This window comes from Pseudoalteromonas sp. APM04 (genome assembly GCF_022809815.1).
Lineage (GTDB): Bacteria > Pseudomonadota > Gammaproteobacteria > Enterobacterales > Alteromonadaceae > Pseudoalteromonas > Pseudoalteromonas marina.
Genome location: NZ_CP094441.1, coordinates 2,881,905 through 2,899,528, shown reverse-complemented (window position 1 = coordinate 2,899,528; position 17,624 = coordinate 2,881,905). Strand labels below are relative to the sequence as shown.

General features: G+C 40.6%; 17 protein-coding genes, 1 pseudogene and 1 riboswitch. Of the genes and pseudogenes, 12 read left to right on the top strand and 6 right to left on the bottom strand.

Annotation, left to right across the window (positions count from 1 at the left end; translation table 11 throughout):
- The first annotated feature begins 18 nt into the window (after positions 1-18).
- Together rimK and MTP24_RS13415 are read left to right on the top strand one after the other, a co-directional pair.
- Positions 19-924 carry a 30S ribosomal protein S6--L-glutamate ligase gene (gene rimK, locus MTP24_RS13420; RefSeq protein ID WP_243531639.1) on the top strand — a complete coding sequence of 302 codons (906 nt, stop codon included), beginning with the start codon at positions 19-21 and terminating at the stop codon, positions 922-924.
- Positions 911-1,969 carry a succinylglutamate desuccinylase/aspartoacylase family protein gene (locus MTP24_RS13415; RefSeq protein ID WP_006793167.1) on the top strand — a complete coding sequence of 353 codons (1,059 nt, stop codon included), beginning with the start codon at positions 911-913 and terminating at the stop codon, positions 1,967-1,969. Before rimK ends, MTP24_RS13415 begins: the two co-directional genes overlap by 14 nt.
- A 60-nt stretch (positions 1,970-2,029) precedes the next feature.
- Here MTP24_RS13415 and MTP24_RS13410 read toward each other — a convergent pair whose 3' ends face one another.
- The 4 genes from MTP24_RS13410 to recQ all read right to left on the bottom strand — a co-directional run bounded on the left by MTP24_RS13410 (position 2,030) and on the right by recQ (position 6,651).
- A complete protein-coding gene (locus MTP24_RS13410) occupies positions 2,030-2,602 on the bottom strand; it encodes a mechanosensitive ion channel domain-containing protein (protein ID WP_243531637.1) in 573 nt (190 codons plus the stop codon).
- A gap of 119 nt (positions 2,603-2,721) precedes the next feature.
- Positions 2,722-4,431: a ShlB/FhaC/HecB family hemolysin secretion/activation protein gene (locus MTP24_RS13405; RefSeq protein ID WP_243531635.1), complete on the bottom strand. Its 1,710-nt coding sequence runs from the start codon at positions 4,429-4,431 to the stop codon at positions 2,722-2,724.
- A 104-nt stretch (positions 4,432-4,535) separates the two neighbouring features.
- The gene (locus MTP24_RS13400) at positions 4,536-4,820 is read right to left on the bottom strand and encodes a DUF3630 family protein (protein ID WP_138739873.1); all 285 of its coding nucleotides are present in this window, start codon (positions 4,818-4,820) and stop codon (positions 4,536-4,538) included.
- Positions 4,821-4,827: 7 nt separating this feature from the next.
- Entirely contained in the window at positions 4,828-6,651 is a 1,824-nt protein-coding gene (gene recQ, locus MTP24_RS13395; protein ID WP_008128967.1) for a DNA helicase RecQ, read from the bottom strand.
- A gap of 107 nt (positions 6,652-6,758) precedes the next feature.
- On the opposite strand from recQ, the gene MTP24_RS13390 reads away from it, so the two are divergent.
- Together MTP24_RS13390 and rarD are read left to right on the top strand one after the other, a co-directional pair.
- The gene (locus tag MTP24_RS13390; protein WP_171047556.1) at positions 6,759-7,214 is read left to right on the top strand and encodes a thioesterase family protein; all 456 of its coding nucleotides are present in this window, start codon (positions 6,759-6,761) and stop codon (positions 7,212-7,214) included.
- A gap of 51 nt (positions 7,215-7,265) precedes the next feature.
- Complete coding sequence (gene rarD, locus MTP24_RS13385; protein WP_010556565.1) at positions 7,266-8,186, top strand: EamA family transporter RarD; 921 nt, start codon at positions 7,266-7,268, stop codon at positions 8,184-8,186.
- 8 nt (positions 8,187-8,194) lie between these two features.
- Here the strand turns inward: rarD and MTP24_RS13380 are convergent.
- Both MTP24_RS13380 and MTP24_RS13375 read right to left on the bottom strand, forming a co-directional pair.
- Positions 8,195-9,431: pseudogene (locus tag MTP24_RS13380) on the bottom strand (diguanylate cyclase).
- Positions 9,432-9,516: 85 nt separating this feature from the next.
- On the bottom strand, positions 9,517-9,891 hold the full coding sequence (locus tag MTP24_RS13375) for a DUF413 domain-containing protein (RefSeq protein WP_243531633.1): 375 nt from the start codon (positions 9,889-9,891) through the stop codon (positions 9,517-9,519).
- Positions 9,892-9,982: 91 nt separating this feature from the next.
- Here MTP24_RS13375 and MTP24_RS13370 point away from each other — a divergent pair, with 91 nt between their 5' ends.
- From MTP24_RS13370 to ung, 8 genes are all read left to right on the top strand, one after another.
- Positions 9,983-10,837, top strand: coding sequence for a LysR family transcriptional regulator (locus tag MTP24_RS13370; RefSeq protein ID WP_008128976.1), 855 nt, complete (start codon positions 9,983-9,985; stop codon positions 10,835-10,837).
- A 185-nt stretch (positions 10,838-11,022) separates the two neighbouring features.
- Positions 11,023-11,952: a porin gene (locus MTP24_RS13365; protein WP_243531631.1), complete on the top strand. Its 930-nt coding sequence runs from the start codon at positions 11,023-11,025 to the stop codon at positions 11,950-11,952.
- Between the two features lie 47 nt (positions 11,953-11,999).
- Positions 12,000-12,139: riboswitch (cobalamin riboswitch) on the top strand.
- Positions 12,140-12,214: 75 nt separating this feature from the next.
- Positions 12,215-13,015: an ABC transporter ATP-binding protein gene (locus tag MTP24_RS13360; protein WP_058429722.1), complete on the top strand. Its 801-nt coding sequence runs from the start codon at positions 12,215-12,217 to the stop codon at positions 13,013-13,015.
- A gap of 1 nt (position 13,016) precedes the next feature.
- A complete protein-coding gene (locus tag MTP24_RS13355) occupies positions 13,017-14,021 on the top strand; it encodes an iron ABC transporter permease (RefSeq protein WP_008128980.1) in 1,005 nt (334 codons plus the stop codon).
- Between the two features lie 2 nt (positions 14,022-14,023).
- Positions 14,024-15,505: a cobyric acid synthase gene (locus tag MTP24_RS13350; protein WP_243531629.1), complete on the top strand. Its 1,482-nt coding sequence runs from the start codon at positions 14,024-14,026 to the stop codon at positions 15,503-15,505.
- Positions 15,498-16,097 (top strand): cob(I)yrinic acid a,c-diamide adenosyltransferase, encoded by a 600-nt coding sequence (gene cobO, locus MTP24_RS13345; RefSeq protein ID WP_006793153.1) that lies wholly within the window; start codon positions 15,498-15,500, stop codon positions 16,095-16,097. Before MTP24_RS13350 ends, cobO begins: the two co-directional genes overlap by 8 nt.
- On the top strand, positions 16,097-16,954 hold the full coding sequence (locus MTP24_RS13340) for a cobalamin-binding protein (protein ID WP_243531627.1): 858 nt from the start codon (positions 16,097-16,099) through the stop codon (positions 16,952-16,954). Before cobO ends, MTP24_RS13340 begins: the two co-directional genes overlap by 1 nt.
- On the top strand, positions 16,954-17,616 hold the full coding sequence (ung, locus tag MTP24_RS13335; RefSeq protein WP_243531625.1) for a uracil-DNA glycosylase: 663 nt from the start codon (positions 16,954-16,956) through the stop codon (positions 17,614-17,616). Before MTP24_RS13340 ends, ung begins: the two co-directional genes overlap by 1 nt.
- Positions 17,617-17,624 lie beyond the last annotated feature (8 nt).

The following is a 17,624-nucleotide window of genomic DNA, read 5'->3' as shown; positions in this document are numbered from 1 at the left end:
TTAGTTAAGGTTTTAACTATGAAAATCGGTATTTTATCTCGTAACAGAAAGTTATATTCAACACGTCGTTTAATCGAGGCTGCAGAGGCTCGTGGGCACGAAGTGAAAGTAATAGACGCACTTCGCTCTTACATGAATATAAACTCTGAACAGCCGGAAATTCACTATCGTGGTGAAAATCTGAAAGATTTTGATGCAATTGTGCCGCGTATTGGCGCATCAGTCACCTTTTACGGCTGTGCAGTTTTACGCCAATTTGAAATGATGGGGGTATACCCTGTCAACGAATCTGTGGCTATTTCTCGTTCGCGCGATAAATTACGCTCATTGCAGTTATTGTCACGCAAGGCCGTAGGCATGCCTGTTACAGGTTTTGCGAGCAAACCTGATGACGTGAAAGATTTACTCGAAATGGTTGGCGGTGCACCGGTTGTGATTAAGTTACTAGAGGGCACACAAGGTATTGGTGTTGTACTTGCTGAAACGCGCAAAGCGGCTGAAAGCGTAATTGAAGCTTTCATGGGCTTAAAAGCTAACATTATGGTTCAGGAATATATTAAAGAAGCGGGTGGTGCGGATATTCGCTGTTTTGTGTTAGGCGATAAAGTAATTGCAGCGATGAAGCGCCAAGCGCAAGAAGGTGAGTTCCGTTCAAACCTTCACCGTGGTGGTAGCGCTACACTAGTTCGTATTACGCCTGAAGAGCGTAAAACCGCCGTTGCTGCAGCAAAAGCTATGGGCTTAAATGTAGCAGGTGTAGATTTACTTCGCTCATCTCGTGGGCCTTTAGTGATGGAGGTTAACTCATCACCAGGTCTTGAAGGTATAGAAATAGCAACAGGTAAAGACATTGCTGGCATGGTGATTGATTTCATCGAAAAAAATGCCTCAATCAAAGGAACCGCAACTCGTGGCAAAGGTTAAAATTAACCGTCCTTTCACTTTATTAGGTGAAAGCATTGGTGTTGGTGAACGCAAAACGTTAGCTTTAGAAGCTGCAAAGCTTTATACCCACTCACCCCTTAATATACCAATAGAGGTTGTTAATGGCGTAATGGAAGGCCCTGTACTGATGGTATGTGCCGCTATTCATGGTGATGAATTAAATGGGGTAGAAGTTGTACGTCAATTACTGGCTAAAATAGATCCAAGCCAGCTACGTGGCACGCTTATCGCTGTACCCATTGTTAACGTGTTTGGTTTTATTCATAAGTCGCGCTATTTACCCGACCGTCGTGACATGAACCGCAGTTTTCCAGGTTCTGAAAGAGGGTCGCTAGCGGGTCGTATGGCGTATATGTTTTTCAATCAAGTTGCAGTGCATTGCACACATATTATTGACTTACATACTGGGGCTATACACCGAACAAACTTGCCACAAATACGTGCAAATTTGGCGGATGAGGCTACGGCGCAGATGGCTAAAGCCTTTGGCACACCAGCAGTAATAGATGCGTCATTGCGTAATGGTTCATTAAGAAGTGAAGCGGCGAATTTAGGCATACCGGTTATTACTTACGAAGCGGGTGAAGCGCTGCGTTTTGATCCCATAGCAATAGCCGCAGGTGTACAAGGTGTTGATTATGTAATGCGTCATTTAAAAATGATGCGTGGTAAACGCCCTAAAAAAATACCTGAGCCTATCATTGCGCGTTCAACTAGTTGGGTGCGTGCTGAAGTAGATGGTATTGTGCGCGCTCAAGTTTCGTTAGGAGAGCGTGTGACAAAAGGGCAAGTACTGGCGTTTATAAGTAGTCCACTTGGTGATTCTGAGCTAGAACTGCGTGCGCCACGAAGTGGGATTATTATAGGTCAGCAAACTATGCCATTAGTAAATGAAGGCGATGCTGTATTCCACATTGCTTACTTTGCAAACGACAATAGCGTGGTTGAGCAGCAGCTAGAAACATTTATTGATGGAATAAATGATTTAGAAGATGAGCTAAAAACTGCAGAGCTAAATAACTAATACTTAAGCAATTAGTAAAAAGCCGCTTTAATCATTAAAGCGGCTTTTTTTATATAAAAATTATGATTTTTTAGGGCCTATAATACGTTTAACAGCAGGTGCTTTTGATGGTTTAGGTTCTGCGTTTAAAACCAAAACAGGGCGGGTAACAAATAAGTTATTAGGGTAAATGACGCGGTGCCCATCAATATGTTCAAGTACGACATTCATTAAGCCCATTTCGACAATTCGCCCTTCAATATGGTTTGCGCCATCGATAATGCGTACCCAAAAGCCAACACGGCAGTCGTTTTGAATAAACATTAATAAAAACGCGGTCAGGTTACTTAATAATGACCATGCTGCAAATAGCGCTACACCTAACATTGCAAATAGTGACGAGCCTAGAACCAATAATCCTCTTAGTTCAATACCCCAAAATACCAGCACTAAACATAACATGACAAAGGCAAGAATAATTTTAAGAAGTAACTCTGCGCGGTATTTACGGTGCAAATCAACTTTACCTTTAATGGCTTTTTCAAGTAACTTTTTAGTTAGCTTTAATAGCACTGGGAAAAGTAACAAGGCAATAACGGTCACGATGAGTTTATATTGATCGGTTATTAATTCTAAAACATCTAAAAATTTCAAAAGAGCGCCTTTTGCAGTTATGTGACAATTAAAAGTAGTAAATAAAGCAACGTGTTAGATGAGTCTTAACTAGCTTAAAGGCCTTAGTTTAGCGTGTTATTTTGGTGCTAAGTAGCTATTTAAAAAGATTTTTTTACACTGACAAGCCACTGTACAGAGTCGACATCGTCGGCGCTATCTATGGGGGCGGCTATATCAAGGTGGATCATAGTTCTTGCATTTGCTCTACTTGGTGCTAGGCGCAAACCAACGCCTACATTTTTGAGAACATGATTATTTTCACCATTTGTTTGGTCATTAAACCATGCCCTACCAATATCTATAAAGCCTGCGCCACCTACTTTAAATAATTGTAGCAAATCGTACTCCCAGTAATAGCGTTTTTCTAGGTTCACTAAAAAGCTACGGTCGCCATGTTGATAATCCATAGGGTAACCACGCAGGCCTGTCTCGCCACCTAAGGTAAGCTGTTGGTCGGCTGTTAGGTTTTTTGCATATTGTACGCGACCTTTTACATACCAGGATTGATCAACACTTGTATTTAGATAATATTGTACTTGCGAGGTCGCTTTAAAGTTTTCGAGTTGCTTTTGTTCTTCGTTCCAAAACCCCTCTAGGTTCGTGCTAAAACGCCAAAGCGTATTATCGCCAGAAAAATGCGCTGTTTTAACATTAAGCGAATACACCAAGCGGCTATCGTCATCACTTAATGACTCATCTGAGTAACCGAGTAATGCTTGTGCATTCCAACCTAGGTTTAAATCTTCAGTGCGATAAATGCTGTCAAAATTACGCACCTTAATAAAATTATCCTCAAACCAATGGCCGCTAATATAGGGATAACTGTAGCTTCTATCTTTAGCTATAGGCTCAAACGTGGTTTGAATAGCATTAAATTTATGCTGCTCATCTACATAACCTAAGCTAATTCGCTGGGTCCATCTATTACTGAGTGCTTTTGAATGACCAATAAAAATGCGATTGAGTTCGGTTGTTTGATCAAATTCACTAATTTCTTTACCACGCCGATATAAGGATTCTTCTCGCTGCTCTGAGTAGCTTAAAATACCGTAGCTGTAAGGTGTGTCTATGGCATAAAATGGATAAGTAAGCTCAAGTAAATGACGCTTTCCATCGCTGTTATCGGCATACTCTACGCGACCACGGTAGCGGCTAGAAAAAATATTAGGATCGTCGTAAACAAATAAATAACCGCTGCGGTCGCTGTCGGTTGTACGAGAAAAAGACAACCTTTTACCCCAGCCAAACAAGTTTGATTCTCTAAAACCAATACTCGATTTATTTTCTCCACCGCTGCGGCTAAAGTTTATTTCTGGCAAGAGTGTCCATAAATCACGGGTAATTACTTTAACATCTATATCGCCATCACAGTTTTCTGTTGCGCTAATTTGTGCGTCGTATAGGTAGCTTTCTTTTCGCAGCAGGCGCTCCGATTCAGAAAGCTTTTTAGCATCGTAAATATCGCCAGAGTTAAAAAGCAGTAAATTTTTAATTACCTCAGGCTCAGTTTGAATGTGTGCGCGGTTAGCAAATCTAAACAGTGCGTTATTTTCTTCTTCCAGCGCAGTATTAAATACATTGAGTTGTTCTAGCGTAATAGTGGCAATTTTTGCATTTGGTTTTGTAGCAACGAGAAGCGTTTCATCGCTGAGTTGGCGACGTAGTTTTTCTTCACTCAAATGTATTGATGATTCAAGAGGGCAGCTACCAATGTTTGAAGGAAATTGCTCAGCAAAGGCGCAAGGCATTAATATAAAAAGACAAAATAACCCAACACTATAGGGCGAAAAACACGTATTACTAACCATTAAGCCTCTTATCTACTGCGTAGCAAACGACTACCGTGATATCAGCTTACATCATTGTTATTTAATTGTAAGTAAAAAGCATGGGTGTTAACAAAATAATTAATTTAGCTTAAGTAATAGGCCAGCGCTGCTAATAAGTGCTCAGCTTCAGGCCCTTCGCCGTTAATCCAAATACTTTGACTGTAATGCTCGTAATTTAAATTAAACGTTTGTTGGCTATAAGAAAAACGTACCTGATGCCTATCCGCTCCCGCCGAATACTCGCTAATAGCGATATCGTCTGAATGTAGGAATAAGGTACTCCACAGCTCAAAGTCTTCATCGTGTGGCGGCTCTGTTGGGGTAATGATGATGCATTGGTGCGTGTGGTCGTAATCTATTTTGCTCATAATTGGCTTATTGTGTGGCTAAGTAGTTGCGAATTGCTGTTAAAAAAGCTCCGCCGTATTTGTTTAACTTGGTAAAACCAACGCCTGACACTTTTAAAAACTCACTGTCGTTCGTGGGCATTAGCTGCGCCATTTCGGCTAACGTTTTATCATTAAATACCACATACGGTGGCACATCGTCGGCATCTGCAAGTTCTTTACGTAATGAACGCAAGCGAGCAAATAGTTTTTTATCGTAATTAAATTGCGCTAGCTTATCTTGATATACGTGTTTTGCTTGTAAGCGAGGTTCAGCTAATTGCAGCGCGTATTCGCTTTTTAATATAGCACGGGCGGCTTCGGTCAAGCGCAAAGAGGCGCCTTGTGTTATATCTTGGCTTAGTAATCCTTGGTGGATTAATTGGCGTAAAATACTTAGCCAAAACTCACTGCTTCTGTCTTTACCTATGCCGTAAGTGCTCAACTGATGGTGGTTGTTATCGCGAATACGACTCGTATTGGCGCCACGTAATAGCTCTACAATGTATCCTAAACCAAATCGCTGTTCAGCTCTGTATACACACGAAAGCGCTTGTTGGGCAACAAGCGTACCATCAAAGCTTTTTGGTGGGTTTAAGCAAATATCACAGTTACCACATTGCTCGCGTTGGTATTCACTAAAGTAGTTAAGTAGTATCTGACGGCGGCACGTTTGTGCCTCAGCAAAGCTTGCCATGGCATTAAAGCGCTGCTCTTCTACACGGCGACGTTGTTCGTCGTCAATATCTTCAAAAAAGCGCCTTACACGGCCTATATCGGCAGGGTCAAAGTACATAATTGCTTCGGCGGCTAAGCCATCGCGTCCTGCTCTTCCTGTTTCTTGATAGTACGCTTCTATACTTTTGGGAATGTCGTAGTGCAAAACAAAACGTACATTGGGCTTATTAATCCCCATACCAAAAGCCACGGTTGCCACCACTATTTGAATATCGTCACGGGCAAACCCTGTTTGCACAAACTGGCGTTGTTCGTTGCTCATACCTGCATGGTAAGCGGCTGCATTAAGGCCTGCGTCGGCAAGTTTTTCTGCTATGTCGTCAACACGCTTTCGGCTAGTACAATAAATAATGCCACTTTGGTTTTTTTGTTCTTTCAAGTAGCGTAATAGTTGCACCATAGGTTTAAATTTCTCTTCTATGGTGTAACGAATGTTAGGTCTATCAAAGCTGCCAGTATGAATGTAAGGCTGCTGAAGTTTTAACTGTTCAACAATATCAAAGCGTGTGGCTTTATCGGCCGTCGCTGTAAGGGCCATCATAGGCACGTGGGCAAAGCGTTGCTTAAGTTCGTTTAAGCGAAAATAATGCGGTCTAAAATCATGACCCCAATGCGACACACAATGCGCTTCATCGATCGCAAATAAGCTAATTTTTAAATGCGATAATCGCTCTAAAAAATCACGTTGTAATACTTTTTCGGGGGCTACATACAATAGTTTAATTAGCCCTTGGTGAAGTTGCTGATAAACACGTTGTTGTTCTTCGCGAGCTAGGCTGTTATTAACATATGCCGCTTTTACACCCAAAGCTTGAAGCTGCGCGACTTGATCTTGCATAAGCGAGATAAGTGGCGATATAACAATGGTCACCCCTTCAAGAACTAACGCCGGAATTTGATAACACACAGATTTTCCGCCACCAGTGGGTAGCAAAACAAGTGTGTCCTGAGCATTTAAAGCGGCATCAATAACGGCTTTTTGGCCATCTCGAAACTCGCTGTAACCAAACACTTGCTTGAGGACAGTCTCGGGTTTTCGCACTAAGGTGCTTGAAGGTAGTGTAGATGTATTCATTGGCGGGTATTTTAGTGTTTTTTTTATAAGATGTCTTTAGCTTTACGCTCGTAGTTTTAAACAAGGTATGTTTTACTCGATGTACCTATTAATATCAGAGAATAATAATGAATAAAGAAATGTTAATTGAACAAATGGGAGCGCTATTCGTAAATGGTATGCCGTTTAATCAATTTTTAAATATATCGGTAGAATCACTTAGCCCAGAACAAGCTAAAATTACATTCCCGTGGCAGGATGTTTTTATAGGTAACCCAGCCCAAAAAATTCTTCATGGTGGGATTATTTCAGCGGTGCTCGATAACGTCGGTGGTATGCTCGCAGCGGCGAGTGTGATAGATAAGCTGACCGATTTAGATATGAACAGTGTACAAAAAAAATTAGCAACACTGGGCACTATTGATTTACGCACCGATTATTTGCGCCCAGGAAAAGGGGATGTGTTTACCGCCAGTGCCACGCTTATTCGTTCGGGTAATAAAGTGTGCGTGTGCCGAATGGAATTACATAATGAGCAATCTGTACAAATCGCTTTTGGCACGGGCACGTATTTAGTTGGATAAAACCTATTTGGCGAGTAAACTGGCGACCTTTTAAATCACTAAGTGTTTACTATGCCAATTGTTACCGAGCAGCGTAAAGGCGCAATATTTGCCTGTCTTGCTTTTGTTATGTGGGGTCTTGCTCCCATTTACTTCAAGTTAATACAACATGTGACTGCATTTGAAATATTAATGCATCGTGTTGTGTGGTCAGTCGTATTTTTAATTTTAGTGGTGAGTGTTCTAAAGTACTGGCGTAAAATTAAGCACATTATAATACAGCCCAAACTGATGCTAATGCTGGTTGTCACCTCGGGGCTACTTGGTTTTAACTGGGGATTATTTATATGGGCGATTAACAATAACCATATGCTCGATGCAAGTTTAGGCTATTACATAAATCCTCTGTTAAATGTTTTATTAGGCATGCTTTTTTTAGGTGAACGCCTCCGAAAATTTCAAGGTGTGGCTGTTGGGCTTGCGTTCTCGGGTGTGATATTACAGTTGGTGAGTTTTGGCTCGTTCCCTGTTGTTGCTTTTTCACTCGCGATATCGTTTGCACTTTATGGCCTGTTACGAAAAAAGCTTCCTGTTGAGGCGTTGCCGGGCATTTTGCTCGAGGCGTTAATATTACTACCAGTGGCGTTGGTTTATTGGTGGATGATGGCACCTTCTGCTACTTCAAGCCTGCCAAATAACGATTGGCTTACTAATTTACTTCTTATTAGTGCTGGTATTGTTACCACATTGCCGCTGCTTTGCTTTACAGGTGCCGCTAAGCGCTTGCAATATACAACCCTAGGCTTTTTTCAATATATAGGGCCTAGTTTAATGTTTATACTTGCTGTGGTGTTTTACGATGAGGTATTTGATACAGAAAGGCTTATTACCTTTGCATGTATTTGGAGTGCTCTGGCTATCTTTAGTTGGGATTCTTATCATCAATCACGTAAGCGTAAAAAAGCGGCCATTACAGCCGCCGAAGTTGCTTAACTATTTATTTAGCTAGTTACTTGGTTGCGACCAGCTTCTTTAGCCTCATAAAGTTTTTGGTCGGCCTGTTTTAATAATGTATCCATTTGATAAACGGGCCCGCCAGAAAAGCCTATTGAAATGGTCAGTTTTATTTTTTCTTTACTAAACTCTTGGCTGTTATTTTCTACAAAATACCTAAACCCTTCCAGTCTCTTCAGTGCTTCTGGGGTGTTTTCATCAGCAAAGTAAACGGCAAATTCTTCGCCACCTAAACGCGCGACTAAATATTTTTCAAAGTATTTTTTAAAGCAAATAGCCAGCCCTTTTAAAACCTGATCGCCTGCATCATGGCCATATGTGTCGTTAATAGATTTAAAGTGGTCTATATCAATCATAGCCAGTGAGCCGTTTGCCTTTTTAAGGCTGAGCGCTTTTAAAGACGTATTTGCTTGCTCAAAAAAGTAACGACGATTAGGTAGGTCAGTAAGGTAATCCGTATTCGCTTGGCGCTTAATTGTGGCTATTTGTTGAAGCATGTCGACGTTTTGGCTTAGCCTGCAATATAACTCTTCGTTATTAAAGGGTTTATGGAGGTAGTCATTTGCGCCATTTTTTAAAAATAAAGTAGATAGCTCCGACGAGTCAGCGCCTGAAATACCAATAATTGCTTTTTCGTCGTTATTGTATAATCTGCGAATTTCACTGCATAACTCATCGCCATTCATGTTGGGCATCTCGTTGTCAGTGATGATCACTGAAATGTCGGGTGACTTTGCCAACATTTCAAGTGCTTGCTTGCCATCCTCAGCTTCAGATACTTGATATTTATGACGTAACAATAAGCTCACAATATAGTGGCGGGTAGATATAGAATCATCAACAACTAATACTTTTACACTTTCGTTGCGAGGCAAACGCTTAAGTTGTTTTTCAAGGTATTGATAGGCTTGTTTATTTTCTTTTATTATGTAATCAATTATTGGGAATTTTTCAACAGTATCACGTGTTTTTTTTATCAATGCTACCCGTCATGACAATGGTAGGGATTTCTGCGTTAATTGTGCACGGTACTGCCTCACCATTAGGCGCATCAGGCAAAATAAAATCTACAACAGCGCAAAAGTAATTATTTTGACTAATTAGTATTTTTGTTTGTGCTAACGTTTCTGCTACATCTACTTCGTAGCCTACTTTTAGCGCTATATGTTTCTGCACAAGCGCTATAGCAGGTGTATCTTCAACTATTAATATTTTTCGCTTCACGGAACACCCAGTTTATATTATGCAAAAAAATTGCTTAATACACTTTGTAACCGTAAAAGCGCCAAAAAGCAAATAGCTGAGTGTGTTATAGGGTATCTGATTCTGAAAAACTTTCATGATTTATTGGCGCAGGGCTCGATATTTTTGAGCGGCCAAATAAGGTATGAAACTTCGTTTTACAAGTAGTGAGCTTTAGGTATTTCAGCCATGCTCGTTCAATCGGATTAGTGGGTTCTTGTGAGCCAGTTACTACGGCTACAAAATTTTCTTGGTGCTCATTTTGTGGTTCAATCGTCTTACTATATAAACCTTTTAAAACAATGCCATGTTGTTCTAGTATACTGGCTTCTAATAAGGTGAAATTTCCGCTGCGGCTAAAACCACGTGGAAAATTTTGATCATCATAAAATTGACGTTGGCTAACAAATGCTTGGCGTAGTAGTGAAATGTTAATGCTCATAGCTATATCCTCATACCCTATTAATTAGTTGGAGTATGATGCAAGTTTGGCAATTTTTTAAACAAGTTATTTTTATCGTGAGGATAAAAAAGTGGATATCGATTTATTAAAAACATTTGTTGAAGTAGTGCGCACGCGTCATTTCGGTAAAGCCGCAGAGAACCTCTATATAACGCAGTCGGCGGTCAGTTTTCGTATTCGTCAATTAGAGCAAGGGCTTGGTGTTAATTTATTTATTCGCCAGCGTAATAATATTCAATTAACAGCGCCTGGTGAACGGTTGTTGCCTCATGCGCAAATGATCATAACTGGTATGCAGCGCGCCAAAGTAGATGTAGCCCTTGCTGATAATATGCATAAACAAATTAGCTTGGCAGGGACGCCTAATATTTGGGATGCCTTTTTGCAGTTTGGTATTACTAATATTGTGTCGGCTATGCCGGGAGTCTCTTTGGTTGCTGAAGTTAAAGCCCAGCAAGAAAGCACGCGATTATTGCTTGAGCGCACGCTTGATTTAGCCATTTTATTTGATCCACCAAAAGTAGATGAGTTAGTTGTTGAGCGTATTTGTGAACTGCCTATTATTCCTGTAAGTGGGTATGACACTGCAACAAACGAAAACTTTTTTGATAATCAGTACGTGTATGTTGACTGGGGAACGACATTTTCACTTTGGCATGCACGCCAGTTTACCGGTAAAACGCCTCCTTACTTTAGAACAAGTACCGGACGAATTGCGTTAGATTTAATACTACAATGTGGTGGTAGCGCATTTATTCCACATGTTTTGGTTGAGCAACATTTAGAAAATGGTGAATTATTTCATGTAAAAAATGTAGAAAATACGTCAAGAGATATATTTGTAGCCTACCATAGAGATAACGAACAAAAGGAACTAATAGAAACACTCATAAATTTACTACCTACTATTAAGGCACATGCTTAGTAATTGGATTTTAAGTGGGGACATATTTGTATGATTGATGTTCATGTCCTTTTGATTTCATAAATAATGCAGTTTTATTAACTTTAAAAGTCAAAAATATTTCATTTGTAATATTTCTGTCATTTAGTGGTGACAAACTGCAGTCGTTTTAAAAATTAGTCTTTTGTGATTATCGAGGAAATAACATGAAATTTGTAAAATCGAGCTTATGTGTCGCTTTGCTAAGTGGTTTATCTTTTAATGTACTTGCTGACGTTGATGTTTACGGTAAAGCAAATGTGACTGTTCAGTCTACAGATGACGGCGAAGGGTCGTTCACTGAAATTAAAAGTAATGCATCTCGTTTTGGCCTTAAAGGTTCAGAAAAAATTACCGATGGCTTAGAAGCAGTTTATAAGTTTGAGTTTCAAGTTGATGTAACAGATGCAGACTCAAAAGGCGACGACGATAATATTTCTGCGCGTAACCAATATGTTGGTGTTAAAGGCTCGTTTGGTCAGGTAGTAGTGGGTCGTAACGACACGGCGTTTAAACAAGCGCAAGGTAAACTCGATTTATTTAATGACCTTGAAGGCGATATTAAAAACGTATTCAAGGGTGAAAACCGTTTAGGTGATTCAATCACGTATACTTCTAACTCATACGAAGGCTTTAAAGTACTTGCTACTTTTATTGCTGAAGACGATGTAGATGCAGATAACGGTTATTCAATGGCTGTAACATACGGTGATTCAGCACTTAAAAAGAGCGCGGTATATGCCTCAATTGCAGCTGACAGCGAAGTAAATGGTTACGATGTAGTACGTGCGTCAATCCAAGGTAAAGTTGAAGACTTTAAACTCGGTGCTATGTACCAAACTCAAGAAAAAGTAGACGGTTCAGCTGAAGGTGACGGTTACTTATTAAATGCAGCATACAACATGGGTAAAAACACGTTTAAAGTTCAGTACCAAGCAATGGACTTTGACGATAGTGATGATAAAACAGCTATTTCAGTGGGTGTTGATCACAAGCTTAACAAAAACATTAAAGTATTTGGCTTTTACTCAAGCTTTGATATGGACAACAACGTAGACCAAGATTACTTAGGTTTAGGTATGGAATATAAGTTTTAACGACGAGTTAAAACACTCCCTTTTTAACCGCGCTGTAATTAGCGCGGTTTTTTTTGCTTTAAATTATTTACTTACCCGCCCATAATAGAGCTTCATTTGGAATGAGGTGCAATTCCTCAACTGTTCCCGCAACTGTAATTAGCGCTATGCTTTAAGTCAGATACAAATCAATTTTTAATGAGCGGGCCTACTCATGCTAATTTTAATGTACTCCTTTTTGGTGGTTGCATTACAAGTGGGTACTCGTGTCTAGGACAGAGTATTGCAAACTAAAGCACCAATATTAAACGTTCAAAATCTCTCGTGGGGAATAGCAAATAAACCTATTCTCAAACACATTAATGTGCAAATACCCGAAGGTAAATTTGTGGGCTTAATTGGCCCTAATGGCGCAGGTAAGTCGAGTTTACTGCGTTGTTTATATCGTTTTAATAAGCCTAATGAAGGGGTTATAGAGTTTAATAACCATGATATTTGGCAGCTTAAAAGTGATGAATATGCAAAGTGCGTTGCTGTTGTTTTACAAGAGGCGCCATCGCATTTTAATTTGTCGTTATTTGATGTTGTGGCTCTTGGCCTAACGCCTCATAAATCGTTATTTAGTTCAACATCGCAAAGCGAAAAACAACAAATCACTCTAGCTATAAAAACGGTAGGGCTTGAGCTGCACACAAATCAAAATTTTGAATCGCTCTCTGGGGGCGAAAAGCAGCGGGCACTCATTGCACGTGCTATTGTTCAGCAACCTCAGCTGTTAATTATGGATGAGCCCACTAGCCACCTTGATGTTAAATATCAAATACAGGTAATGGAGCTGGCAAAGTCTCTTGGTGTTACAGTATTTGCTTCGTTTCATGATCTTAATTTGGCTAGCGCTATGTGTGATGAGCTTGTCGTCATTAAAAATGGAGAAATAACGCATACCGGCTCTCCTGCAGAGGTACTGACTGAGCACATGCTTGATGATGTATTTGGTGTATGCGCTCAGGTTAGTAACCATCCTCAAGAATCTCAATTGGGTAAAGTTACGCCTCATATTACCTACTTTTATGGTTACAAATAATATGTTAGCAATGCATGTACGCCATTCAGTTGCACTGATTATTTGCATTACTATTGCCTTAGTAAGTTTATTTTTAGCATTGAGCTTTGGTGCTGCAGATACCTCAATACAGGATGTATTTAACAGTTTTATTTATTTAAATGATGCTTCATTCACCAGCCGTATTATTTTTGAATTAAGAATGCCCCGTACATTATTGGCGTTTTTAGCCGGTGCCGGGTTAGCTATCGCTGGGCTAATTTTACAAACCGTGACACGTAACCCACTAGCCGATCCTTACTTATTCGGTATATCGTCAGGTGCTTCGTTTGGTGTAGTTGTACTTATGGCATTTGTGGGAATTAGCGCGGGTTTTATGCTTTCGGCCGCAGCCTTGCTTGGTAGCTTATTAGCAATGAGCTTACTTATATTAATTGCCACAAGGCAGCAGGGCGGGCAAGTTGAGTCTATGTTACTTGCTGGTGTTGCACTCTCGTTTTTATTTAGTGCATTTACGAGTTTGTTGCTTTATTGGAGCGAGCCGCAAGCCGTTGCAGCTATTTTATTTTGGACCTTAGGAAGTTTTGCACGTGCGCAGTGGGCAACGCTTTGGATACCCTTTTTAGTGATTACACTGTGCACCTGCGTAATGATTAGTTTTAGGCGCCAGCTTAATGCCATGTTATTAGGTGACGAAAGTGCCATAACCCTTGGTGTTAAAGTGCATCGATTTAGGTTGCTGATGCTAATTTTAAGCTCATTAATAACCGCTGTGCTGGTGGCAATGTGTGGCGGTATTGGTTTTGTTGGATTAATGGTGCCACATATTGTGCGCTTTTTTATTTCACAAGGCACCGTAGCAGGGCTATTAATAACAAGCTTAGCAGGAGGCACATTTATGGTGTGGGTCGATGTACTGTCTCGTTCTTTACTTCAAAATCAAGAGTTGCCAGTAGGGGTGATCACGGCCGCTATGGGGAGTGCGTTTTTCTTAAGTTTACTCTTTTTTAGAAAGTCTAAGGTGTAGCCATGAAAACACTCATGATACAGGGCACTACCTCGGATGCGGGAAAAAGCACCTTAGTGGCTGCACTTTGCCGAGTATTTGCAAATCAAGGCATAAAAGTCGCACCGTTTAAGCCACAAAATATGGCACTTAATAGCGCAGTGACAAACGACGGTGGCGAAATTGGTCGTGCGCAAGCCTTGCAAGCTATTGCTGCTAAGGTAGAGCCCGAAACCGACTTTAACCCGATATTACTTAAACCCAATAGCGATACAGGCGCCCAAGTTATTATTCATGGTAAAGCGATTAGCAACATGGAAGCCGGCAAGTACCACGATTATAAAAAAGTCGCCATGGACGCTGTCATTACATCACACGAGCGTTTAGCAAAACGGTTTGATCTTTTATTGGTGGAAGGTGCGGGAAGCCCCGCTGAAATAAACCTGCGTGAAAACGACATAGCTAACATGGGCTACGCTGAAAAAGTAGACTGCCCAGTGATTATTATTGCTGATATAGATAAAGGCGGTGTATTTGCTCATTTAGTGGGGACATTGGCATTACTTAGCGGATCTGAGCAAGCACGTGTAAAGGGTTTTGTAATTAACCGTTTTAGAGGTGATATAAGTTTGCTTCAAGGAGGGCTTGACTGGTTAGAGCAATACACGGGTAAGCCTGTTTTAGGAGTACTGCCATACCTTCACGATTTAACTCTCGACGCGGAAGATGCTGTTGCAATAAACAATAACGTTACCCATGCAACTATCAATATTGCAATATTATTAGTGCCGCATATTAGTAATCATACCGATTTTGACGCACTGCGTTTACACCCAAATATTAATGTTAACTATATACGCCATACGCAGGTCATTCCTGATGTTGATCTTATTATATTGCCTGGTAGTAAAAACGTACTTGGCGATTTAAATTTTTTGATAAACGAAGGGTGGGATAATCAGATAAAACGCCACTTACGCTATGGTGGAAAAGTACTTGGAATTTGTGGGGGAATGCAAATGCTGGGTAATATAATTTACGACCCCGAGGGTGTTGAGTCGTCATTAAAAAGTGTGAGTGGGTTAGCCTTATGTGATTTTGAAACCACACTCACATCGCAAAAAGTATTAAGTAAAGTGACGGCCACTTTAAAGCTAAATAATCGACAAACTTTATGTAGTGGTTATGAAATCCATGCGGGAGTAAGTAAAGGCAATGCATTAAAGACCCCTTTAATTACCTTTAGTCAGCATCCAAATGGGTTTAAAACAGATGGTTTTATAAGTGACGATAACGCAATTGCGGGCACTTATTTACACGGTTTATTTGATGAGCCCAACGCCACGATGGAAATTTTAAAATGGGTAAAGCCAGATTTAAATATTGATCCAATAAGTATTGATACACACCGCGAACAGCAGTTAGCGCGTTTAGCAACCATGTGCGAAACACATTTAGATATAGCGCAAGTTACCTCGATTTATAAAGGGCATAATAATGACTGAACAAACAAACGACAAACACAAACAGCGCCAGCAAAAAGTAAAAGAACACGTAGATGCCCGTGTTGAAGCCGCGCAAGAGGTTAAAGGTATTTTTCAGGTTATTACTGGCAATGGTAAAGGTAAATCGACTTCTGGTTTTGGCGTGGTAGCACGCTGTGTTGGCCACGGTCAAAAAGCCGCTGTGTGTCAATTCATAAAAGGGACATGGGAGTGTGGTGAGCGTAATTTATTACAAGGCGCAGGGGTTGAATTTGCTGTAATGAATACTGGCTTTACGTGGGATACACAAAATAAAGAAGCCGATACCTTAGCAGCACAAGCAACATGGCAAGAGGCAAAGCGCATGCTTGCTGACAGCAGTATTAACTTAGTGTTACTTGATGAGCTAACCTATATGGTGACTTATGGTTATATCGACTTAGACGAAGTACTAAGCGCACTTAATAATCGCCCTGCTATGCAGTCGGTCATTATCACAGGACGCGCAGCGCACAGAGCATTGACTGACCTTGCCGATACAGTGAGCGAAGTACGTAATGTAAAACACGCATTCGACTCAGGTGTAAAAGCGTTAGAAGGGTTTGACTACTAGTGTTTAAATTGCTTTTTATAGGTTTAATGCTGCTTAGTTTACAAGGCAATGCTGTGGCGAACTCAGCGCCTGAGATTAAAAAACTACGTATAGTTGCGCTTGCCCCACACATAGTCGAAAACCTATTTGCCATTGGTGCAGGTGACAATATTGTGGGCACCGTTGACTATGCCGATTACCCATATGAAGCAAAAAATATAGCTCGCATTGGCGGGTACTATGGTATTTCTCTTGAGAAATTATTAGCCTTAAAACCTGATTTAGTGATTGCTTGGAAAAGCGGAAATCAGCAGGAAGATATCGCACAAATAGAGCGCTTGGGTATTAAAGTTCATTTAAGTAACCCTACAACCATAGAAGCCGTGCAAACTGAGCTACTAACACTTGGTAAACTAACAGGGTACGAAAAGCAAAGCCAACAGGTTGCTAAAGCTTTTAAGCAAAAGTTAGCCGCTATTATTAAAAACCAGCAAGGGAAGCAGCCTATATCTGGTTTTTATCAGTTATGGGCTGAGCCTATGATGACAATCAGTGAAAGTACATGGATTGGCCAACTAGTAAATACCTGTCACGTAAATAATGTGTTTGCTAATAGCACGACCCCGTATCCACAAATCAGCATTGAAAATGTCATTGTTACTAAGCCTCAAATTATTATTATTCCTGACGAAAAATCTAATACCCCGCAGCCTAATGTTAATTGGCAGGCATGGCCAGAAGTGCCTGCGGTTACAAATAACCAGTTTATTCGCGTTAATGCCGATTTACTTCACCGTTTTACACCGCGTATGTTAGATGGGCTTGCTGATATGTGTGATAAAATAGACACGTCACGAAAAATAATAAAGAGTATGTAATGAGCGACTGGGATACATTTTTACAAAACGAGCTACAGCACCCTTATATGCAGCAAACTTTAAATGCAGTTGAAAACCGCCGAGCGGAAGGTATTGCTGTTTACCCTCCTGAGTCGCACGTATTTAATGCATTTAATGCCACGCCGCTAAACAATGTTAGGGTGGTAATTTTAGGGCAAGACCCTTACCACGGCGAAGGGCAAGCTCATGGGTTGTGTTTTTCTGTTATGCCCGAGGTAAAAAAACTCCCACCCTCGCTTAAAAATATGTACAAAGAGCTAGCTACAGATATTGATGGCTTTGTTATTCCTGAGCATGGTTACTTACAAAGCTGGGCAGAACAAGGCGTGTTTTTACTAAATACTGTTTTAACGGTAGAGCAAGGGCAGGCCCACTCCCATAAACATTTAGGTTGGGAGCAATTTACTGATAATGTTATTGACCATATTAACGCGAACTGCGAAGGTGTAGTATTTATTTTATGGGGCGCACATGCGCAAAAAAAAGGAAAAGACATAGATAGCACTCGCCACTCTATTTTGATTGGGCCGCATCCTTCGCCGCTGTCGGCTCACCGAGGCTTTTTTGGTTGTAAGCACTTTTCGAAAACTAACGAACTGCTGTTAGCGCAAGGTAAAAAACCTATAAATTGGCAGGTTTAGCTTAATAA